This window comes from Pseudomonas sp. PS02290, assembly GCF_029960075.1.
Classification (GTDB): Bacteria; Pseudomonadota; Gammaproteobacteria; order Pseudomonadales; family Pseudomonadaceae; genus Aquipseudomonas.
This window is the reverse complement of the sequence record NZ_JASCOY010000002.1, coordinates 182,293-204,319: the sequence shown is the minus strand read 5'-3', so window position 1 is coordinate 204,319 and position 22,027 is coordinate 182,293. Positions and strand designations below refer to the sequence as shown.

The following is a 22,027-nucleotide window of genomic DNA, read 5'->3' as shown; positions in this document are numbered from 1 at the left end:
GCACGCGATCAGGGCTTGACCTCGCCCAAGAGTGTGATTGCTGTGTACCCAGTGGGGCAGACCACGACCAACACTGAGTCGTACTTGAAGTACGCTGACGCCAAGCCACTCAATCGCCCCATGATGCTTTGGTTCGTGGCCAATTTGACCAAAAGCTCTGCCGATCTGAAGGATCCACGCTTGGACCTTGTGCACGCCAATCTTCACGGTCTGCCGCCAGTGACTCTGATCAACGCCGAGATCGACCCGCTGCGTGATGACGGTGCGCAACTGGAGCAGGCGTTGCGAAACCAGGGCGTAAGCGTGGAGCGCAAGCTGTTTGACGGCGTGACCCACGAGTTTTTCGGTACCGCTGCGGTGGTGGAAAAGGCTCAGGAAGCACAGGCCTACGCCGGCGCTCGCCTGAAGGCAGCGTTCTAACAAGCCTCTGGCTGCTGCGATGTCAAATGGTAGCAGCCAGTACCTTGGCTTACAGCTGGGTCAAATCGTAGCTCACCCCAAGAGCAGCGTCAGCAAGACGATGACCAGCAAGCCTAGATGACCAGCAAGCCTAGATGACCAGTTGAATGAAGAGCGAGACATCTAAAAAAGCCGCCGCCTACTATGCCAAGGCGTGCGGCCGAAGTACGCGTTCATCAAGAAGCACTCAACTGATTACCCGGTACGGCGCCTTTGCCAAACTCTCAGGGTACACCCCAGCGGCTCCTACGCTTGGCTGGGCGAGCCTCAATCTGCCCGACAAAAACGTATCTCTTATGATCGTAAGCTTTTATGTCGCGTTCCATAACGGGGTTTTCGTTAAATGCCTGTTTTTATCCGGCGGGTAACTTCGCTGGATCGCAGCAGGCTGCGGCTTCTTGGTGGCCGGCAACCCGGAAGCCTGTGAGCATTTATAGTCCACCGAACCGGCTGGCTTTCGACCCTTTGCAGTCATTCATATAGTCCCCTCGAAGCGGTTATCTGGCGAAAATTCTCGCGTAATTGGGAGTCGGGTTTCATCAGGCCACTACACTGTGAGTCATATCGCTAATGGCAATATGCTCTATAGTGGCTAAGCCATCAGGAAAGGGAGGTCAAAATGGCAGCGCATAGTGATGCAACAGGTTACCTTTTAGCTCACCGAGATTCGGTCAACGAAGCGTGGTTTCACGCGGTGTGTGAAGCCGCAATCAACTCAGACGGAGGCAACCTATCTCAAGATGAGCTTGAGCGCCTCTGGAGGTTGTTTTGCGGGCTGGAAACCTTTGCACCTGCGGCAGCTACTCCCCCGGCACTGACGGCAAATGCACGCGACGCAATCCAACCGTTTCATCTGGAAAGTCTGTCGGATTTCTCCGGGTTTAAGAAATTAGGCGGCACGCTAAGGTTGGATCTATCGAAGCGTATAACACTAGTGTTTGGTAGGAATGGCGCAGGGAAATCGAGCCTATGCCAGGCATTTAAAATCCTTGCAAATCCTGAGAAGCCGAAAGAGCCCCTGAATAATGTTCGTTCTTCTAGCAAGGTTCTTCCCTCCTTTAGCTATAAGCTGCGGGGCGGCTCTGTACAAGGTTGGACAGAGCTAGACGGTTTTGGTGGCCAGGCTCAGGCTCTGAAATATTTTGACTCCGCAGTCGCTTACAAACACGTCAATAGCTCTATCTCACCAGAAGCTGTCGTAGAGTTGAGTGCGTTTCGATTAGAGTGCTTCGATTATGCACGTGAGTATTTGAAGCAGTTTCAGGCTTACAGTGGATCTAAAATTGCTGAGTACCGGCAGGATGCCGACAGGAAGATTGCCGAAATTAAGCTGGGCGCTCATGCAGTTATAGATACAAATACTGGGGTTTTTAAGGATTGGAGTGCAATCAATTGCGAGCCTATGCTTTCTTGGATAGGGACGGTGAGCTTTGGTGAAGAAAAGCGCCTGCAAAAGGCAGAAAAGCAGGCACGGCTTGAGCAGCTTAAAGGTGCGACGAGCGTGGAGGGGCAACAAGCCCTCACTCTGAAGAAAAGCCTGCTAGGTCAAGTAAAACAATCATTGGAAAATTTCGTTCAGCAGTGCGAAGGTTTTTCATACTCTGCCTACAATCAGATCCTGCTTTCAATCCAGCAAAAGCAGGCTGCAAGCATTGAGCTTGCCGGTGCTGTATTTTCCAAAGACCTGGATGTGTCAGGCCAGCAGAAGCTTCTTTCCGCAGCTGCTGCCTTGCGGCCATTTGTTCCTGCGGAAAACTGCCCGCTGTGCCGTCAGATACTAGAGAATGATGCTAAGGAACTCTTCCTGGCGTTCCATAATCACTTGATTTCAACAGTTCAAACGGAGCTATACGCCCTAAATACTAAACAGCAGGCTGAGCACTCCAAGAAAAGAATGATCGAAGGCTTCGCAGAGATAAATTACTCACAATATTCGAATGTGCTGAATGCCGATTTCTTGCGTGCAGCCTCGGATATGATCACCTCAGTTAAAGCGTCATTGCAGGCACCTCTAATTGATCAGGCTGCGCTTGATGCTTACTCTCGTTACGCCGAGCTGAATGCTTATGTCGAAGCGGTTAATACAGAGTACAACAACGCTGACTCCGCTTTGACGTTAGCATCGAATGGGTTGCAAGCGTTGAACGAGGAAATTTCAAAGCTCACAACAGAAATTGGTGTACTGAGCATCGATGAAACCGCGTCTTCCGTGCGCCCTCAAATCGAGACGATTTGCCAAAATGCGATTTCCTTTGCTGGCGTCGCCAATGTGGTGGAGTCCTATAACCTCACATCACGCCTGTCCGCGCTGACCGCACGAAAGAAGGATGCGCACACAGCGCTCGTTCTAGGCTCGTTTGTACCGTATTTGGATGGAGAGTATCGCCGTCTCTGTGGTGCCTCGCTGGAACAAATTGGTGTCCGCCTGGCCAACCAAGGAGCTGATGCGAGGGTTCTTCCGAAAATCGGAGATGAGCTGGTACATCGCGTGCTGAGTGAAGGCGAGCTTAAGGTTCACGCACTAGCCTTGTTCATGTGTGAGGCGAGCGTCGCACCGCACCAAGTCTTGATTCTGGATGATCCAGTCACTAGCTTTGACTACAACTATATATCTAATTTTTGTGAGCGCCTGCGAGACTACGCGAAGGATAATGCACAGTCGCAACTGATCGTATTGACACATAATTGGGACTTCTTTGCGAACCTCCAGAATACGTTAAATGGTTCAGGCCTGAGTGGCGCCTTCTCCGTGCAGGTGCTGGAAGACTGTGCGACAGTATCTGAGTACGTAGAGAAATGGGAGGAGCTATGTGGGCAAATCGATGGCTACATTGACCCACAAGTCGAGATCAGTCCTGATGAAAAATCCAAGCTTTCTGCTCTGCTAAGACGCTTGTTGGAGAGGTTAACGAACTCCTACGTTTTCAATGAGCAACGTCATCAGTACAAAATAAGAACGTTGCAAGTTTCCAACTTTAAGGACTTCGTGAAGTTGGTGCCATTGCTTCCGGCAGAGGCGGACAGGCTTAAGGATTTATACGCTAATCTGAGCCCGCTTGAGCATGATGATGTGCGCAACTATTACTCCACCAAATCCATCTATCAATTTGGCACCTGGTACGATGAGATTAAATCAATAAAGAATGCAGTTGAGGGACGGCGCACCTAACGCGCTACGCTCTTGGCAGATGGCAGATGGCAGATGGCAGATGGCAGATGGCAGTAAGGCCTTGTCTATTGGGCAGTCGCCCGAGTCAGAAAGCTTGCGGCCAAAAGGAATGAGTACCCAGAGCTAGCTGCTCGGCTGTGCGGGCGACCTGAATTTAGCGTGCTGGGCGCTTGGGCATAGAAGTGATCAGATCATTGGCGGATGTCCGCTAATGACCGAAGGCTGCCTTTCGTATTCGGCCGCTTTGGAACCTCATGCAGCCTTTGGAGGATCAGACGGATTTTGGCACATGGGAATAGGATGTGCTCTGGATCCCTCAAGACCTCTGAGTTTCGCGAGACAATTGACCCTGCTTGCAGGACCAACAGCCGTGGTAGCAATCACAAACTCATGAGATAATTACCAAACATCGCAGCGTTGAGCCTGGCTATGCGTTGCGGTTTCCAGAGCGTGGAATCGAAAATTGGAGTCTATCGCTGAGTAGCTGATAAATAGAAAATGTCGCTAAAACTTAATTAATGAGTGGTATGTTTTCAGACACTTTGAGGAGAGCCAAGCATGGCTGATGAACTGAAAGAATTTCCCATCAGTGAGGAAGAGCGTCAGCGTCGCAAAAAGGCTGCCGATTATGCGCGCGCTTCGGTTGGGCTGTCGGGTTTCGTCCTCAGCGCTGAGGACGAGGCTCATGTAGAGCGTTTCATCAACGGTGAGATCAATCTAGCCGAGTTTGTAACACCCAAGCCCTGACACTCATTGCCACGCGACCCATCCTGGATACTCCATGCCGACTATCACTAGCCTCCGTCAGGACGCCGTCGCAAACGCTCTTGCAAACCAACGCCTGGAAGGCCTCGAGCCCGATGCGAAGGTAGTTCTCGATCTTCAGCGTTTTGCACGCGGCGAATGTGACATCAATGAAGTGTTGAACAACTTCAAAGCAAGGATTGCCAGTGGCGAGCTAATAAAAAAGCGGTAACGATTTTACACCTGTCCAAGGTGAGATCTTTTCCGCAAGGGGCCTAGACAATACCAGGGCTTGGTTTCCGCACTCGCTAGGAGAGAGCCGTTGCCCGCACCCCGTGGCCTAGTAGATTTTTGACCGACTAGTTTCTGTAAAGCCGTTTGAAATATGTATTGTCTTTGTATCTATTTTTGCAATATTTCATAGTCTTGATTACGATAGGTATGAATATCGCTAAAAAAACTACTGCTAGTAAGGTATCGTGACTGAATAAGTATTTATTGATCACCTGTGTAACAGACCAAGCGATTATTGTTGGTATCAGAAGTGCAATAGCTTGAGCTATCAGAGGAGGGCCATAAGTAATTTCAGCATTGCACCCCCGACATACACGGGCTCCCCAAGGCACATTATTCAAGCAGTGCGGGCATGTAACGGTTCGATCATTTTGCACAGGTCATTCCCTTGATTAGCTTTCGACGAGTCATTCTACGGCAAGTTAGCTGGCTACGCACTTCTTCGATAGGCGTAGCCTATATTTCAATTCGTATGTCGGAGGATCCTTGGGCCTTTTCTGCCGACGATCATAGATCCTAATCGTACTGATGTTCGCATGGCCAAGCCAAGCCTGGAGGTTGGCAATGTCCGCCTCATCCTCTAGGCATCAGTCGCAGCCGTTGTGAGCACTCCATGCAGGCCCAAACCGGCGATTTAAAGTCCCGACCCTTCCATTATTGGGTTGGGCACGTGGGTTACACGCAAGCACGGGTATGGTTTTGAGCGTATAAATCCGGTCCTGCACGGCTGTACTGTCAACATCTGCCCATGCACGTTGAGGAATAGGACTGTGAAGAATGAACGACGGATTGAGGAATGGAACGGTCGATGGTCGATCGTTGCCGGGCGTGCTGTGTGCAGTGGCTGCATGGAAAGCCAAGCACTTGAAGACTGCGAAACCTACTTCCTACACGCAGATACCTGTCCAGCCAGCGGTGTGGAAAGCCATCATCCTTGGGTAGCGTTGCACTACATCCTCGACAATGCGCGGGGGTAAACTGCCGCTTACGCCTTGATCGCTGCTATTAATACTTCACTTTATAGGTCGGTGAGTCCTCCGGCCGGTTTTCCCGCCGATCGTAGATCTTGGTTGTGCTGATATTGGCATGCCCGAGCCAGGTCTGGACCTTGGCGATGTCGGCTTCATGCTCCAGGGCGTTGGTGGCTGCGGTTGCTCTGAGTCCATGGACGCCCAGGCCGTCAACCTCAATCCCGGCCTTTTTCGCCCAGGCCGTGACGACGGCATAGATCCCGTTGGCCGTGATACCGGCACCGGTAAGCCTGCCTCGCAGCGGCATGAACAGTGGCACCTTCCTGTCGGCCAGATGATGCCCCGAGCTCTCCAGGTACTGGTGAATACGCCCGGCCGCGATCGGGTGCAACGGCAGGTAGCGCACCTTGCCGCCTTTGCCGTGCACCTTCAGATGCTGGATCCCGCGGCGCTCCTGAATGTCGCTTACCTGCAGCAGCGCCGCTTCTTCGCGGCGCAGCCCGTGGTAGAGAAGCACAGCCAGTAGCGCCCGGTCGCGCTGCCCTTTAAGGGTGGTTTCGTCCGGCGCCTCGAGCAGCGCCTTGGCCTGGTGATCACCCAGTGCCGGGGTCTTGCCTTCGTTGCTTTCAATCTTCGGTCGCTTTACCCCGTGCACGGGATTCCCGCCGGCGATCGCATTGCTTTCCAGGAGGTGATCAAAAAGGCTGGCCAGCGCGGCCAATTTGCGCCGGATCGTGGCTCCGGCCAAACCGCGATGCTCGAGCTGGGCCCGCCAGGCCAGAACGTGCGATCGGGTCACCACACGAAACTCATCAGCCGACGCCAAACCGACAAACCCACAGAAGTCTTCCAGGTCATTTTGGTAGGCACGACGAGTGCGCGGGTTGTCCAGGTTGGCAAACCACTCGACCGCGGCCGGAACCCGGGCCAGCGTCTGAAATTCGACCGACGTGAGCCGAGGCTGATCATTCTGATGGGATTTCGTCAGTTTCTGCATAGCATTCTCACCGTTGGCTCTTTCTCGATCATTGCTCACCTTTCCAGTCACGAAAGCAACGTCAAGCATTGCCTTCGCCCACAAAACCGACAAGCGGTAAAAATTGGTGATAACCTATTTTATAGTGAATTCATATATGCAAGCTGAGGCTAACAGCCCAACTTACGGCATTCCACGTCCGCTAATAGGGCTAATATTCGAAGATGGAAGCTCCGACTGTAGACTCGCGATAATCAGTGTCAGCGTAATAATTTTCGCGTCAGCCTGCACTAAAAGTGCCATGGCGGAGTCTCTTTGCTGCTTGAGGAGTTCCATTTGCTGTTTTAAGGCTATATTCGTGGTACGTGTGCCATGATTATTTTTATGGTTGTGGTTCGGGTCAACGAACTCACTAATCCAACGTTGAATTTCCTCGACAAGTTCAGGAAACCTTGATTTCTTTAGACTTGACGAGTCGAGGCCTGCTTCTCGAGCAATACTATTCTGGGATAGCTTGTATGGGCGTGATATTACCTTTGGTGCTCCTGCCTTTAAACGTTCGAACGCGTCCCTGAAAGCGGTTTCCGCTCTTCCATAAGTTCGATCACTGGGATACGACATTAATTGCATTCTCCACGGCCTTAAGCTGAAAAATAAGAGACGCATGCAGCGGTGAATTGGGCGGCGCTGCGTTGATACTTTTGGTGAGGGATTCCCGTAGCTTAATATAGACAGGTAGTTTATCTCTTCTATATAGCGCGTGTTCACATGGTGGAGCGTCGTCACCGCCGCCGCATCGGGCAATATACTCGATGCCGCCGTAGGGGCAGGGCCGTGGGTTAGTGCATGCGCCCAGGACAGTGGGCTTACACGTGATTTTACCTTGCTCTGCAGCTGTCAACAGCTTGCTGAAGTCAGTCAAGCTCGTAATGTTCAATATCTGGCCCTTACGTTTCTCTCCATGAGGGCTCACAAATGCTTCAGATCTGACTGCGATGAACTCCAGTGCAATACATTCATACATTGCCTTAATTAACTCTGTTCTGGAGCTAGAGTTGATGGGAAAGCCCAAATTAAAGTGACCGGTCATGTAATATTTGGTCGACATCCTGTATCGGTGCTTCATTTGATACTGAATAGATAAGTCACTTACCATGTCCGATGCGGCCATGTTAACTGCGCCTGTTCGTCTGAGTTGGTGCCAATTCAGCGGCCAGACTTTACCTACTGCGTACCTAGTTATATCCAGTGAGGGGGTAATTAATAGTGCGACCCGAAGATCTGATTCGGTAATTTTCAACTGTAAGTAACAGTAGAGCTTGCGTTGTTGTTTGGAAATTGTGTGAGAGTAACTTTGGTATGTTGGGCGGATGGATAGGGGCTCTGGGATATAATGTGATTTCGCTCGCCAAGGTTCGTACGCGCGCGAGATAAGATAGGGGGTAGATATATCCTCAGAGGTGGTAGGTACCTCCGGATTCACGTCTGCGGCAATCATTCTGAGTCGGGAAATACAGGAAAGCGCTTCGACTGCGTCTATAACTGACGGAGAGGTGATCCAGCAAGCATCGTCGTCTGTCAGGGTTTTAGTGGTTTCCCCGCGCAAAATCCAGAGCTCGTCGCCTGTATCTTCTATTTTTTCAATAGTAAGGCAATTAGTCCTAAGCTTGTTGACCTCTTCTACTCTCATCATCGAAAAACATAAAATGTATGCAGTGCCGATAATAGTCATCAGGGCGAAGTATTCTGACAGTGCTCCTGGCGACCTGGAGATTGGTCCTCGCCATTTCTCAATCACATCCTTAATGCCGAAACTTGAAGCCAGTCGGGCGAAGTCTTCATCGAACAAATGGCCGTCCGTGACTAATTGACTTTTTCTCTTGGAGGAGAAAGGGTTGCGATGAGCTGAGGGATTCCGGCAGGCTTCCGCTAGCGAACCACACGATTGCGCATACAGCTCAAGGCATCGCTGGTAACAAGCTTCAATCTGGGACCTATGTGCAAGGAAGTCTTGCAGGCCCTCGCGCAATCTTGCAATTTGATATTCCCATATTCTGGGGGGGATATAGGGAGTTTGAGAGGATAGGTGTATCGGCATTTCCTGCGATAGTATTTGAAGACCCGCGGTATCCAAGATGTAGAACCCAAGCAACTCTCTTCGCTCCCAAACGTCATGGATGAGAGTTAAAAGTCCTGGGCCGCGCGAACTGCTGATGCTAGCTGCAAATTCACTAATCAGCAATGGGAATCGGTATAAATCTGTTATATTTACATTGTTAGTCGATGCAAACTTGAATATCGGGGTGATATCCATGAAGCGTGTCAGGAAGGTGCTTGCAGCCTTAACTCCTCCCGGAAAGTACAACCAGCTTGCGGCTAGTTGTCGAAGAATATCAGCGTTAAAAGGAGTATTATGCTTAGAATTTTTCCGAATTTCTCCATCACAAAAATTAATTGACGAAATTGTACCTTTCCATGGCGTGACTATCCATATGTTGTCCAAGTAATAACTTACCACATTGCCCTTGGCATCAATAATTATAGGGAAGTCAGCTGGTGGAGGCCATGATTCTAATTTGTAGTTCGGCATCTCCGGTTTGGCAAACTCAAGCGCTAATTCTAATCTTGCAGGTGAGTTGCGTATCATGACGCCAGCTCCATTATCTCGATAAACGCAGAAAAAGCGGGATGATAATTGCCCTCAAGTATTCGATCATTGGATTCGGTCAACCAATCGGCCCGTTTTTGACTGCTCTGACTGTATGCAGCGAGCTTGCGATTGATTATGTCTGCTACCTCTCGCGCAGGGTGCGAAGGGCTTGCCTTGTGTGGAGGTGTAGCATTATTAAGCTCAATTTTCTTTAGATGTCGGAGTGTGCACAGCTTCCATATATAGTCTTGGGAATCAATATCTATGTGGTAAATGCAAAACAGGCACCCTGCGGGATTTCTGCAGTCAGGCTCTGGCCGCAATACTGAGATTTTGTTTAAGTTTGCACTTGGTCCCGATTTGCTTTCGCAAAGGCCGATAAGCGATGAGTCTGTTGGCTTATCCACGAATTTTAAATATCTGGATATCTCAATGGCTGCGGTTTGATGGTGCGGTTTTGCGTAATGTTTAAATAATGTTTCTTTAGTATGCTGTGCCATTTCGGCAGTGATGCCCGGATCAAGAGTCTTTCTGAGTAACCAGTTCGAGCGGAGGGACCTTAATGCCATTGCCTTGTATATGGTATACCCTAAGGGTCTCAACCTGCGCCCCAAAATCTCGAACGCTCGTCTATCTGAGCCAGCGGGAATCGCATTGCTGTACCAAATGGGAAAGAGCCTATTGTCATCTCCCCCAAAGATATCATCTCGCCATTTTAGATACTTGGCGAAAACTTCTCTATAAGCTTTGAAGATTGTAAATTCAGCCTCTCCTTGACGGCGTCGTTTAAAAACTCGATACACGTTAATCATGTCATCAGCTGTTTCAAACCTGAATTTGCTAGTAAGCATAGTTGCCGCCTGCGCTAAATTCAAACTCGTCTGGGAAATGAATATCAGTAGTTCAGCTTCGATGCGCAAGTTAATAACGGTATGTCGGGTTTTGGGGCTATGATCGTCTGCCCTCCGTCGCCTGGCCTTGAGTAAAGCATTCTTGCTTTTCTCAGATATTTCAGGACTGTTCAATTTGGTTGATTCAGGTTTACGCAGGCCGCAATATTCAACCAATACATTGCCACATGGAAGTGTAATCTCAATCGGCAAAGTTCCGTATATTTTCTCGATCGTAAGAGTATTTACAATGCTCAGAAGTGCTTTTCCAAACCTTGAGACATCCGCTAAATTGGTTTTATCACTTTTTCTCGTTCCGGAGCTGGCTTGTGAGGAATTAAACCAAGTATTTTTTGTAATCCCTCGTTCAAATCCCAAGACTTTACCTAGTACATAGTCTAAGGCTTTAAGTTCGTTCCGCGCAGTAATATATTTTATGCTTTTCTCCGCTCTTACTCTAAGTGCGAGGTAGTCGGCATAATTGTAAAAACCCGCTACTGCATTTTCATGTGTCAAATCGATCTTCGCTTGCTCGCCCCATTCGTAAAAGTGCTTAATTATCCCGAGGAGTTTTTTGATGTAGACAACGCTGTACCCTAAGACAATCATCGACGTAATCACATCATGAAAAGCCCTCAAGAGTGGTAGCCGATCGTTTATCATCTCCCCCAACTCTTTGCGCTCCATCCTAGCGCGGCCAAGGTCGCGCCTATAATTAGCCCCCCCTTTATACGCAAGCAAGCGCAGATCATGCTTTGTTCCGATTGAACCATAGGGTAACTTAGGGAAGTCAAGAGCTTCGATCATTAGTTTGTCTCCATTTTAGCCGCAGCTAAGCCGAGAAAACTGTAAAAAAACTCGTCTGCGGCTTGCGCCATGACAGCTGTTTTTTCGATGAATCTGATGTAGCCTATCGTTGTACTTTCGTTTTTATGAAGGAGCGCTTGCTTGACCAAATTTACTGCAATCGCGGTGCCGCCGTGCTTGAGCGCTGCACGCGCTAATTCGGTCGCAAAGGTGCATCGCGTTTGATGAAATTTGAAATTTCTATATGCAGGTATCCCAGCGGCGAAACCTTTTCGTCTTAGGCGTCCAATCTCTACGCTAATTCCTCGGCTAACTTCAAATCCATCATTTGCATACGTTCGCCCAAATCGGTTCAGGAAAATGAAATCGCTGGAATTGCTGTCAGCTTTCGCCTTTCTAAGTAGTCTGCGACTTGAATAGCTATAGGCTTTAAGGTCGTCCAGGTCGGACTTATGAATCCATACTTCTCCGGTTACCCCGAATTTAGTATGGACTGGCGGAGATGCTCCTGGTCCTAACGATAGCCTATAAAATCCTTTGAGATTAGGGTCTTCAACTGCCCGCTCGATGGTTTGGGTTTTAAGCCCGGCGATCGAGCCAAACCTCATTCCTGTGCCAAATCCCAGTCTCAGCATGAGATATAGCTCCAAGGATGCGTGCGTAGCTGCGAAGGCTAGTAGATTTTCTACCGCGGCCGTAGGGACTGGTAATAGTCCGCCTTCGAGTAGGTCGCCGGGTCTCCTCCTATTCGGTATCGCAAGATTAGTAGTCTTAACATTCATCGTCCGCTGAAAGCCGTAGTTGTCACTTACACGAATACCTACCGAAGTTTCATTCCAGAGCTCTTGGTCAGTGCTGATTAAAGAGTTTTTCACTAGCCAGCGGTAAAATCTAATTACAGCGGACATCCTTTGTGACGCAGTTGAAGGCGCAATGATCCCTTGGTCTCGCATTTCCATCACTGCTCCACGAAAGAGAAAGAGACATCTTTCTGACTCCTTCAGTGGAAAATGCCACCAATCTATATTCTCTTGCTCGAGCCATTTCGCGTAGGCGCATATATGATTCATTGCCGATAAAATGGTTTTCTGGCTGCGTTTGGAATTGCTCGCATTTTCTAAAGACCAGACGTTAGCCTCTCGCCAGGGAAGGTTTGTCGACCAAACGATTAGAGGCATTTTCGATATGGGCTTACCAAGTCGAGGTTCCCATTGAACGTTATCACCTTCGATTATTGGTTCGCTACGGTCAAAAGTGATGAATTCCAAGCGTGCCATTGGATACTCTCGGTTTGTCCATGGTGACTAAGTCAAGTGTAGATCACCCTGCAATTCATGTTACGTGTACACGGGCAGGGGTTCATCGCGGCGACGAGTTGAAAGCGCGCCGGAAAGCGCACCCGATCCCGCGCCCTGGAAATCACGATATGGCCCGATTCGAGGGGTTCGCGCAGCACCTCCAGCACGCGCCGATCAAATTCCGGAAGTTCGTCCAGAAACAGCACACCGTGGTGGGCGAGGGTGATTTCTCCGGGTTGCGGGCGACTGCCACCCCCGACCAGCGCAGGGCCCGATGCCGAGTGATGGGGCTGGCGGAAGGGGCGCTGGGGCCAGCTGGTCAGCGGGGCGTGACTGGCGACCGACTGAATCGCCGCCACCTCCAGCGCTTCGAGTTCATCCAGTGGTGGCAATAGCCCAGGCAAACGGCTCGCAAGCAGCGTTTTGCCGGTGCCGGGAGGGCCACTGAACAGAAGATTGTGTGCACCGGCGGCGGCCACCAACAGAGCGCGTTTGGCCGCGGTCTGGCCCTGCACTTCACTCAAGTCGGGATAAGGCTGTGTCTGCAGAATCAGGCCATTGGATTTATAAGGCGCGATGACCGTGTGCCCATTCAGGTGGGACACCAGCTCCAGCAGATGACTGACCGCGATCACCTTCAGGCCTGACGCCAGACACGCTTCCTCGGCATTCACCGCCGGCACGATCAACGTGTGGCCCGCCTCCCGCGCAGCGAGTGCCGCCGGCAGCACGCCCTGTACGGGTCGAATCGCACCGGACAGCGCCAACTCCCCCAGACATTCAATGCCCTCCAGCGCGAGCGTTGGCACCTGCGCGCTGGCAGCCAGCAAGCCAAGTGCAATGGCGACATCGAAGCGTCCGCCGTCTTTGGGCAAATCGGCAGGGGCCAGATTCAGGGTGATCCGCCGCGCCGGGAATTCCAGCCGACAGTTGAGGATCGCACTGCGCACCCGATCCTTACTCTCCTTGACCGCGCCCTCCGGCAGCCCCACCAGCGTCAGGCTCGGCAGCCCGTTGGCGAGATGGGTTTCGACGGTCACGGCAGGGGCTTCAACACCAACTTGGGCACGGCTCAGAACAATCGCGAGGGACATGGCTTTCCTTGTAGGCAGCACCGCTTCCTGCGGCGAGCTGAAGGATAGTCATTGGCCCGGCGCGTGGGCGGGGCATGTTTTTCGGGGTGTGTATCGAAGGGCAAGGGCACGGGAGGATACGTCGATGGCCACGTTGGAGGCGATCAAGGCCCAGGTTCAGCGCATTGCGCACTGCGCCTGAGCACCCGCAGGGTTAAACGCTCAACCCTGTGGCTCAGCCCCTCACGCTTTCGGCTGCGTCGCCAACTGCGCTTCCATCTCCGCCATCTTCGCTTCCAGTGCCTCAAGACGGGCGCGGGTGCGGGCGAGGACGATCATCTGGCTGTCGAATTCTTCCCGGCTGACCAGGTCCAGCTTGCTGAAGCCGCTCTGCAGCAGCGCCTTGAACTGGGTTTCGAATTCGCTGCGTGGAACCGGTGTTTCGCCGTTGAATAGGCGGGAAGCGTGGCCGCTCAGGGCGTCGAGAAAAGCTTTGGGGGCGAGCATGATGAAACTCCAGAATCAGAGGGCGCGAGTGTAGCACGCAGCTTTTGACCTCCTGCCGGACGCGATGCGCTGCACGCTTTTCGCGCATGGCCCCGGGCACGTGCGCACCGTTGTTGTGCGGTGATCGCAATCGACGACTACGCTAAGGCGTGTATTAACAGTCGAAGGGCCGAAATTCATGCCGATTCATGAGATGGCAAGCTTTCTGCTTAGTGGCTTGTAACCCATGCACTGATGCAGTCGCTGTGACGAATGCAGTGCGGCAGGCGGAGCGGGGAATGTTTCGTCAGAAGCGGTTTTCTGGAGTTGGTCAGGTCTGTTACGGACACGACGCGTTACAAAGCCAGACACTGCGCTTAGACTTGAGTCGGGTTTGTTTTCCTGGGGCAAGTCCACCAATTCGGGAGAAAGTTTCATGAAGCTAGTCACTGCCATCATCAAGCCGTTCAAGCTGGACGACGTACGCGAGTCGCTGTCCGAAATCGGCGTGCAGGGCATCACGGTCACTGAAGTCAAAGGCTTCGGACGTCAGAAAGGCCACACCGAGCTGTATCGCGGTGCGGAGTATGTAGTCGACTTCCTCCCCAAGGTGAAGATCGATGTTGCGATCGACGACAAGGATCTGGACCGCGTTATCGAAGCGATAACCAAAGCGGCCAACACCGGCAAGATCGGTGACGGCAAGATCTTCGTGGTCAATCTGGAACAGGCCATCCGCATCCGTACCGGCGAAACCGATACCGACGCAATCTAAGCCGCCAAACCCCAACGCCCCAGGAGAAAACAATATGACTCTGCGTCAATTCGCAGGGCTAGGAGCCCTGTTGTCCCTCGTAACCCCTGGCTTGGCCATGGCGGCAGACGAAGTGGCAGCCCCCGTACTCAATTCCGGCGACACCGCCTGGATGCTGACCTCCACCGCGCTGGTGCTGTTCATGACCATCCCCGGTCTGGCGCTGTTCTACGGCGGCATGGTCCGCTCGAAAAACATTCTTTCCGTGATGATGCAGTGCTTCGCCATTACCGGCCTGATCAGCATCCTGTGGGTCGTCTACGGCTACAGCATGGCGTTCGACACCACCGGGATGGAAGTCAACGTCGTCAACTTCAACTCCTTCGTCGGCGGTCTTTCGAAGGCGTTCCTGGCAGGCATCACCCCTGCGAGCATCACAGGCCCTGCAGCGCTGTTCCCGGAAGCCGTCTTCGTGACCTTCCAGATGACCTTCGCCATCATCACCCCGGCCCTGATCGTCGGCGCCTTCGCAGAACGCATGAAGTTCTCCGCGATGCTGATCTTCATGGCGATCTGGTTCACCCTGGTTTACGCGCCGATTGCGCACATGGTCTGGAGCGGCGTCGGTGGTCTGTTGTGGGACTGGGGCGTTCTCGACTTCGCGGGCGGCACCGTTGTTCACATCAACGCCGGTGTGGCTGGCCTGGTAGCGTGCCTGGTACTCGGCAAGCGTAAAGGTTTCCCGACCACTCCAATGGCTCCGCACAACCTGGGTTACACCCTGGTCGGCGCGGCGATGCTCTGGGTGGGCTGGTTCGGTTTCAACGCAGGTTCCGCGGCTGCGGCCAACGGCACTGCCGGTATGGCGATGCTGGTAACTCAGATCGCCACCGCTGCTGCAGCGCTGGGCTGGATGTTCGCCGAATGGCTGACCCACGGTAAACCAAGCGCTCTGGGCATCGCTTCGGGTGTGGTTGCCGGTCTGGTTGCAGTCACTCCGGCCGCCGGTACTGTCGGCCCGATGGGCGGCCTGATCATTGGTCTGGCGGCAGGCGTGGTCTGCTTCTTCTGCGCCACCAGCCTGAAACGCAAAATGGGCTACGACGACTCCCTGGATGCCTTCGGCGTTCACGGTATCGGCGGTATCCTTGGCGCGATCCTGACCGGCGTGTTTGCAGCCCCTTCGCTGGGCGGCTTCGGCACCGTGACCGACATCGCCGCACAAGTCTGGATTCAATGCAAAGGCGTCGGCTTCACGGTCATCTACACCGCGATCGTGACCTTCATCATCCTCAAGGTACTCGACATGGTCATGGGCCTGCGTGTCACCGAGGAAGAAGAAGCGGTCGGCCTGGATCTGGCGCAACACAACGAACGTGGCTACAACTTGTAATCCACGCGTGAAAAAATGCCCGGGTCTCCGGGCATTTTTTTGTCTGAGGTTTGTCGATAGGGATGTCCGCACAGCGGGTGGGCGTTCCCGGCAGGAACATCCGCTGCAATGTTCGGCCTAACCTGACGATTCTCGATGCTTTAGAGGGCATAAATGCCCTTGTTCAGCGCTCCTGAAAATCGTCGCTCATTACGCACTTTGTTTTTTTTTCCAGCGCGTTAGAATGCGCGCCGAAGGGCGGAGAACGGTATGTGGCAACAGACCTTGATCACGCTGCGGGCAAGGCCTCGTGGTTTCCATCTGGTGACTGACGAGATCGTCGCGGGCCTTCGCGAATTACGCGAATGCCGCATCGGCCTGCTGCATGTCTGGTTGCAACACACCTCGGCCTCGTTGACCGTCAACGAGAACGCCGACCCGGCGGTACGTCGCGATTTCGAGCGTTTCTTCAACCGTCTGGTGCCTCAGGGGCGCGACGGCTACGAGCATGACGACGAAGGGCCCGATGATCTGCCGGCGCACTTCAAAGCCAGTCTGCTTGGCTGCCAGCTTACATTGCCGGTTACAAATGGACGGCTGGCGTTGGGCACATGGCAAGGTATTTATCTGGGCGAGCACCGCGATGCAGGCGGTGCCCGTAAAGTCCTCGTCACGCTTCAGGGTGAGGGCACGACCGCTGAACGTATGCGGTAGTTGAATTTTTTCCGGCTGTCCAAGAAATCAAGCCCGGCTGGGCTATAACTAATCTGCTTTCGCAAGTCATGAGGTAGAACATGAGCGACGACGACATCGAAGAAGGTCTGGAAGACGATCTGGAAGAAGGGGAGGACGGTGAGGGGCTTGCAGCGGCGTCCGATGAAGATGTAGTGGAAGTCGACGACAGCGCTGAAGTCTCTGCGACTCCGGCCAAAGGCAAGGCCAAGGCCGCCGTCTCGGTTGATGAATTGCCGAGCGTGGAAGCCAAGAACAAGGAGCGTGATGCTCTGGCTCGCGCGATGGAAGAATTCCTCGCTCGTGGTGGCAAGGTCGTGGAAGTGGAGGCCAACGTGGTCGCCGATCCGCCCAAGAAGCCTGACAACAAGTACGGCAGCCGTCCCATCTGAGGGACCTGCTGCGCGCTTGATGAAAAACCCGCTGTCGCTGCGGGTTTTTTATTGCCTGCGATTTGAGTTGCCGACTCAAAGACCGGCGTTCACGCAGCGGGAAGCGCAGATCAAGCCCAGCGCGCCAGCACCTCGGGCAATTGCGTCAGGCCGTTGATTACGGCATCCGGCGCTTTTTCAGCCTCCCAGACCTTGCCGCCGGGGTTGTACCAGATCGCCCGCAGGCCGGCTTGTTGGGCGCCGGCGATGTCGTCACCCGGGTGATCGCCGACATGCACGGCCTGACTGGCATCGGCATTGCCGCGTTTCAGCGCCTCGACGAAGGGCGCAGGGTCCGGTTTGCCAATGCCCAGGTCCTCGGCGCATAGCGCGAAGGCGAAATAATCGGCCAGGCCCAGACGGCGGACATCGGCATTGCCGTTGGTCACGACACCCAGCGTGTAAGACTTGGTCAGGATCTCAAGCGTCGGCACCACTTCAGGGAAGATGTCCAGCTGGTGCCGCCCCTGAAGGAACACTTCAAAGCTCTGGTCCGCCAGCTCATGGGCTTCGGCGTGACCATACCCCGCATCCTCCAGCGCATGAAACAGCACCTTGCGGCGCAGCGCACTGATCCGGTGCTTGAACGTCGGATCCGCTTCGATGAGTCGCGAGCGGATTTCCCACAGATGCTCGACCGGGACCGGCCCGAGTTTTGGCGCGTTGGCAGCCAGCCACTCGCGCAGCTTGGCTTCAGCGCTGACAATCGCTGGTGCGGTTTCCCACAGCGTGTCGTCCAGGTCGAAGGTGATCAGCTTAATGCTCATTGTCGGCGTTACCTTTGCGCTTGGCCCGTGGATGGGCACTGTCGTACACCGTGGCCAGATGCTGGAAATCCAGATGGGTGTAGATCTGAGTGGTGGCGATGTCGGCGTGACCCAGCAGTTCCTGCACGGCGCGCAGGTCCTGGGACGACTCCAGCAAGTGACTGGCAAATGAATGGCGCAGCATGTGCGGGTGCAGGTTCTGGCCCAACTCACGTTCGCCGGCAGCCTTGACCCGCAGCTGGATCGAGCGCGGCCCCAGACGGCGGCCTTGCTGGCTGACAAACACGGCATCGTCCTTAGGATTGGCCAGCGCTCGTTGCTTGAGCCATTCCTCCAGTGCTTCCCGTGCCTTTCTGCCAACCGGTAAAACGCGGCTTTTGCTGCCTTTGCCGAGGACCTGCACAAGACCGTCCGCCAGATCCAGGTCTTCGCAGTTCAACCCGGTCAGTTCGGACAGCCGCAGGCCTGACGAGTAGAACAGTTCGAGAATCGCCTGATCACGCCGGGCCAGAAAATCGTCCTCGACGCCGCCTTCAAGCAGTTGCAGGGCGCGGTCGGCATCCAGGGTTTTGGGCAAGCGACGCTCGCCCTTGGGCGGTGACAGGCCATTGGCCGGATCGTGATCGCAAAGGTCTTCGCGGTTGAGGTAGTGATAAAAGCCGCGCACGGCTGACAGCAGTCTGGCCAGGCTGCGCGAGGATTGACCCTGCTGGTGAAGGCGAGCGACAAGGCTGCGCATGGCCTGAATATCCAGCGCTTTCCAGCTGTCGATGTGCTGCTTTTCGCAGAACGCCAAGACCTTGTTCAGGTCGCGACGATAGGCTTCAAGCGTATGGCTCGACACCTGGCGCTCACTGCGCAGGTGCGTGCAGTAGGCGTCCAGTTGCCGCTCCATGACTAGCGAACCGAACGCAGCGAGTTGGTGAAGCGTGGCAGCAGGCGGCTGAGCACGTCGGCGATGTAGCTGAGAAACAGCGTCCCGACCGAGCTTTTGTAATGCTGCGGATCACGGCTGCCGATGGCCAGAACGCCGTGCAGGCCCTGGTGGCTGAGGGCAGCCAGGGCGGTTGAGCCCACTTCCTTGCTTTGCTCGCTGCCGAACAGGAACTCGAGTTCATGCTCACGCAGCGCGCCACACAGGGTCTTGCCGCCGGACATCAGCCCGCCGATGGCTTTCTGCGCGTCCGCGGCGCTCACCCAGCGGCCGACGGTCATCGGGTTGTCGCTGAACAGGATAAGGCTGACGAAGGGCACCTGAAATTCCTGGCGCAAGCTGTCTTCCACGCAGATGACGATCTCTTCCAGACTGGTCGCGTCCATCAGATCAAGAATCAGCCGGCGGGTTTTTTCGAACAGCCGGTCGTTGTCTCGCGCCACGTCCATCAGCTGCGACAACCGGTGACGCATCTCGATGTTGCGCTCGCGCAGCAGCTTGAGCTGGCGCTCGACCAGCGAGACGGTGTCGCCCCGTTGGTGCGGGACGCGCATCATCGCCAGCAGTTCGTCGTGCTCGGCGAAGAAATCAGGGTGTTGTTGCAGCCAGGCCGCGACTGCCTCGGCTTCAAGGGCAGGCACTGCGGTCTCGGCAGGGGGCTGGCCGGGCGTGTCGTTTGAAGTCTGAGGCTGGTCGGTCATCGGATACTCTCACTCATAGACGTACTTGGCCTTCGTAAACCCGGACAGCCGGGCCAGTCATCACCACTGAATGGCCGGGGCCGGCCCACTCGATGGACAGGCGTCCGCCCGGCAGGTCGATCAGCATCGGCGAATCCATCCAGCCCTGAGTAATGGCCGCGACCGCTGCCGCGCAGGCACCGGTGCCACAGGCCTGGGTTTCCCCGGCGCCACGCTCCCACACCCGCAATTGCGCGCGCTGACGGTCGACGACATGGAGAAAGCCCACGTTCACCCGGGCCGGAAAACGCGGATGGTTTTCAATCTTCGGCCCAAGCACATGCACGGGCGCATTGTTGATGTCGTAGACGCGCAGCACGGCATGGGGGTTGCCCATGGACACGGCGGCAAGCTCGACAGTCTCGCCATCGACATCGAGCGCATAACTGGCGGCCTGTTCCGGTGCGTCGAACGGGATGTCCGCCGGCACCAGACGCGGCGCGCCCATATCAACGCTGATCTGGCCGTCGTTGCGGATGTCCAGCTCGATGATGCCGCCCTTGGTCTCGACGCGAATCTGCTTCTTGGCCGTCAGCCGCTTGTCCAGCACGAAACGGGCGAAGCAGCGCGCGCCATTGCCGCACTGCTCGACCTCGGAGCCGTCGGAATTGAAAATCCGGTAGCGAAAATCCACGTCCGGATTGTTCGGCGCCTCCACCAGCAGCAGCTGATCGAAACCGATACCCGTGTGGCGATCGCCCCATTGCTTGGCGTGCTTGGGCAAAATGTGGGCGTGTTGGCTCACAAGGTCCAGCACCATGAAATCATTGCCCAGGCCATGCATCTTGGTAAAACGCAGCAGCATGGGATTACTCCGGCAGCAGGCTTTCGCCGGCAAACAGCTCAGTCACGGTTTCACGGCGACGCACTTCGAAGGCTTGCTCGCCATCCACAAGCACCTCGGCCGTACGCCCGCGGGTGTTGTAGTTGGAGCTCATCACGAAGCCATAGGCGCCCGCCGAATGCACCGCCAGCAGATCGCCTTCAGCCAGCGCGAGTTCACGCTCCTTGGCCAGGAAATCCCCGGTTTCGCAAATCGGGCCGACGATGTCGTAGGTGCGTTTGGCGCCGTCGCGGGGTTTGACGGCCGTCACGTCCATCCAGGCCTGATACAGCGCTGGACGAATCAGGTCGTTCATGGCGGCGTCGACGATGGCGAAGTCTTTGTGCTCGGTGTGCTTGAGGTACTCGACGCGGGTCAGCAGCACGCCGGCATTGGCGACGATGAAGCGGCCGGGCTCGAACATCAGCGCCAGATCGCGGCCATCAAGGCGTTCACGCACGGCCTTGATGTAATCGCCCGCGAGGGGCGGCTCTTCGTCGCGATAACGCACGCCCAGACCGCCGCCCAGATCGATATGCTTCAGCAGAATGCCGCAATCGCCCAGTCGGTCGACAAGATCGAGCAGGCGATCCAGCGCATCCACGAAAGGCGAAAGGGTGGTCAGTTGAGAGCCGATGTGGCAGTCGACGCCGATGACGTCGAGATTCGGCAGCTGCGCGGCGCGGATGTAAACGTCTTCGGCGTCCGCGATGGCGATGCCAAATTTGTTTTCCTTGAGGCCGGTGGAGATATAAGGGTGGGTGCCGGCGTCGACATCCGGGTTGACGCGCAACGAAACCGGAGCACGCACGCCCATTTCGGCGGCGACGACTTGCAGTCGTTCAAGCTCGTCGGTGGACTCGACGTTGAAGCAATGCACGCCGACTTCCAGCGCTCGGCGCATGTCATCGCGGGTCTTGCCGACGCCGGAGAAAACGATTTTGTCAGCCTGACCGCCTGCCGCCAGCACGCGCTCCAGCTCGCCACGGGACACGATGTCGAAACCGGCGCCCAAACGCGCCAGGACATTGAGAACGCCCAGGTTCGAGTTGGCTTTGACCGCAAAGCAGACCAGATGCGGCATGCCGCTCAAGGCGTCGGCGTAGGCGCGGTACTGCGCCTCGATGTGCGCGCGGGAATAGACGTATGTCGGCGTGCCGAAGCGTTCGGCGATGGCAGACAACGCCACTCCTTCCGCGAACAGCTCGCCGTCGCGGTAGTTGAAGGCGTCCATGACTGATTCCTAGTAGGTCGAAGTCTGATGCTTGTGCGAGTGCGATTTGGTCTGGCTGGTGCCATCGGCGGACGAATCGTCGTCGGGCAGATACAGTGGACCTTTCTGACCGCAGGCAGAGACCAGACACGCAACTGCAAGCAGCGCGGCCAGGGAGGAAATCAGGCGCTTCATGGCGAAATCCTTTGTATAAGCATTAATTGCGCCCGAGTATACCGACCACCCGACAGATTGCCTATGCGCTGGAGTTCCCGTCCGGCGGGGGTTTGACGCCGCCGCGCAATTAGACTGCGCAGCACGTGCGGATTTCTGACGCGGTCTGTGGTGCAGGGTGGTGCTCGATGCCGTCCCGACCAAAGCCGGTCCCACATTTGCACTTGGGCGGGTAGGCTTTGCATTTGCCGTGGAGCGACCGTATCGTGC

Annotated in this window: 19 protein-coding genes and 3 pseudogenes; 9 read left to right on the top strand and 13 right to left on the bottom strand. The window is 54.8% G+C overall.

Features of this window, described 5'->3' with window-relative positions; translation table 11 throughout:
• The 5 genes and pseudogenes from QMX88_RS02470 to QMX88_RS02450 form a co-directional block, all read left to right on the top strand.
• Positions 1–420: alpha/beta hydrolase fold domain-containing protein (locus tag QMX88_RS02470; protein WP_282365919.1), on the top strand; the 420-nt coding region annotated here is incomplete at its 5' end.
• A gap of 50 nt (positions 421–470) precedes the next feature.
• Positions 471–772: pseudogene (locus tag QMX88_RS02465) on the top strand (IS3 family transposase); the annotation flags it as partial.
• Positions 773–1,078: 306 nt separating this feature from the next.
• A complete protein-coding gene (locus tag QMX88_RS02460) occupies positions 1,079–3,628 on the top strand; it encodes an AAA family ATPase (RefSeq protein WP_282365917.1) in 2,550 nt (849 codons plus the stop codon).
• A gap of 558 nt (positions 3,629–4,186) precedes the next feature.
• Positions 4,187–4,375 carry an antitoxin VbhA family protein gene (locus QMX88_RS02455; RefSeq protein ID WP_282365915.1) on the top strand — a complete coding sequence of 63 codons (189 nt, stop codon included), beginning with the start codon at positions 4,187–4,189 and terminating at the stop codon, positions 4,373–4,375.
• A gap of 34 nt (positions 4,376–4,409) precedes the next feature.
• The gene (locus QMX88_RS02450) at positions 4,410–4,604 is read left to right on the top strand and encodes an antitoxin VbhA family protein (protein ID WP_282365913.1); all 195 of its coding nucleotides are present in this window, start codon (positions 4,410–4,412) and stop codon (positions 4,602–4,604) included.
• A gap of 484 nt (positions 4,605–5,088) precedes the next feature.
• Here the strand turns inward: QMX88_RS02450 and QMX88_RS02445 are convergent.
• The 7 genes and pseudogenes from QMX88_RS02445 to QMX88_RS02415 form a co-directional block, all read right to left on the bottom strand.
• Positions 5,089–5,300: pseudogene (locus QMX88_RS02445) on the bottom strand (hypothetical protein); the annotation flags it as partial.
• A gap of 371 nt (positions 5,301–5,671) precedes the next feature.
• Complete coding sequence (locus QMX88_RS02440; RefSeq protein ID WP_282365911.1) at positions 5,672–6,634, bottom strand: tyrosine-type recombinase/integrase; 963 nt, start codon at positions 6,632–6,634, stop codon at positions 5,672–5,674.
• 583 nt (positions 6,635–7,217) lie between these two features.
• Positions 7,218–9,260 carry a hypothetical protein gene (locus QMX88_RS02435; protein ID WP_282365909.1) on the bottom strand — a complete coding sequence of 681 codons (2,043 nt, stop codon included), beginning with the start codon at positions 9,258–9,260 and terminating at the stop codon, positions 7,218–7,220.
• The gene (locus QMX88_RS02430; protein ID WP_282365907.1) at positions 9,257–10,960 is read right to left on the bottom strand and encodes a hypothetical protein; all 1,704 of its coding nucleotides are present in this window, start codon (positions 10,958–10,960) and stop codon (positions 9,257–9,259) included. The genes QMX88_RS02435 and QMX88_RS02430 overlap by 4 nt, the downstream gene beginning before the upstream one ends.
• Positions 10,960–12,237, bottom strand: coding sequence for a tyrosine-type recombinase/integrase (locus QMX88_RS02425; RefSeq protein WP_282365906.1), 1,278 nt, complete (start codon positions 12,235–12,237; stop codon positions 10,960–10,962). The genes QMX88_RS02430 and QMX88_RS02425 overlap by 1 nt, the downstream gene beginning before the upstream one ends.
• Before the next feature lie 68 nt (positions 12,238–12,305).
• Positions 12,306–13,352: pseudogene (locus QMX88_RS02420) on the bottom strand (YifB family Mg chelatase-like AAA ATPase); the annotation flags it as partial.
• A 222-nt stretch (positions 13,353–13,574) separates the two neighbouring features.
• On the bottom strand, positions 13,575–13,838 hold the full coding sequence (locus QMX88_RS02415; protein WP_282365904.1) for an accessory factor UbiK family protein: 264 nt from the start codon (positions 13,836–13,838) through the stop codon (positions 13,575–13,577).
• Between the two features lie 415 nt (positions 13,839–14,253).
• On the opposite strand from QMX88_RS02415, the gene glnK reads away from it, so the two are divergent.
• The 4 genes from glnK to QMX88_RS02395 all read left to right on the top strand — a co-directional run bounded on the left by glnK (position 14,254) and on the right by QMX88_RS02395 (position 17,067).
• Positions 14,254–14,592, top strand: a complete 339-nt coding sequence (gene glnK, locus QMX88_RS02410) for a P-II family nitrogen regulator (protein WP_002555808.1) — start codon at positions 14,254–14,256, stop codon at positions 14,590–14,592.
• 34 nt (positions 14,593–14,626) lie between these two features.
• Positions 14,627–15,964 carry an ammonium transporter gene (locus tag QMX88_RS02405; protein ID WP_192171411.1) on the top strand — a complete coding sequence of 446 codons (1,338 nt, stop codon included), beginning with the start codon at positions 14,627–14,629 and terminating at the stop codon, positions 15,962–15,964.
• Between the two features lie 249 nt (positions 15,965–16,213).
• Positions 16,214–16,657: a secondary thiamine-phosphate synthase enzyme YjbQ gene (locus QMX88_RS02400; protein ID WP_282365898.1), complete on the top strand. Its 444-nt coding sequence runs from the start codon at positions 16,214–16,216 to the stop codon at positions 16,655–16,657.
• A gap of 80 nt (positions 16,658–16,737) precedes the next feature.
• A complete protein-coding gene (locus QMX88_RS02395) occupies positions 16,738–17,067 on the top strand; it encodes a hypothetical protein (protein WP_192171409.1) in 330 nt (109 codons plus the stop codon).
• Positions 17,068–17,177: 110 nt separating this feature from the next.
• Here the strand turns inward: QMX88_RS02395 and QMX88_RS02390 are convergent, their stop codons facing one another.
• The 6 genes from QMX88_RS02390 to lptM are packed head-to-tail and all read right to left on the bottom strand — an operon-like array spanning position 17,178 to position 21,778.
• On the bottom strand, positions 17,178–17,873 hold the full coding sequence (locus QMX88_RS02390; RefSeq protein ID WP_282365896.1) for an HAD family hydrolase: 696 nt from the start codon (positions 17,871–17,873) through the stop codon (positions 17,178–17,180).
• Complete coding sequence (xerC, locus tag QMX88_RS02385; RefSeq protein WP_282365894.1) at positions 17,863–18,768, bottom strand: tyrosine recombinase XerC; 906 nt, start codon at positions 18,766–18,768, stop codon at positions 17,863–17,865. The genes QMX88_RS02390 and xerC overlap by 11 nt, the downstream gene beginning before the upstream one ends.
• Before the next feature lie 2 nt (positions 18,769–18,770).
• Positions 18,771–19,508: a DUF484 family protein gene (locus QMX88_RS02380; RefSeq protein WP_192171406.1), complete on the bottom strand. Its 738-nt coding sequence runs from the start codon at positions 19,506–19,508 to the stop codon at positions 18,771–18,773.
• 13 nt (positions 19,509–19,521) lie between these two features.
• Entirely contained in the window at positions 19,522–20,352 is an 831-nt protein-coding gene (dapF, locus tag QMX88_RS02375; protein ID WP_282365890.1) for a diaminopimelate epimerase, read from the bottom strand.
• 4 nt (positions 20,353–20,356) lie between these two features.
• Positions 20,357–21,604 carry a diaminopimelate decarboxylase gene (lysA, locus tag QMX88_RS02370; RefSeq protein ID WP_282365888.1) on the bottom strand — a complete coding sequence of 416 codons (1,248 nt, stop codon included), beginning with the start codon at positions 21,602–21,604 and terminating at the stop codon, positions 20,357–20,359.
• A gap of 9 nt (positions 21,605–21,613) precedes the next feature.
• Complete coding sequence (gene lptM, locus QMX88_RS02365) at positions 21,614–21,778, bottom strand: LPS translocon maturation chaperone LptM (protein ID WP_192171403.1); 165 nt, start codon at positions 21,776–21,778, stop codon at positions 21,614–21,616.
• Between the last annotated feature and the right edge of the window lie 249 nt (positions 21,779–22,027).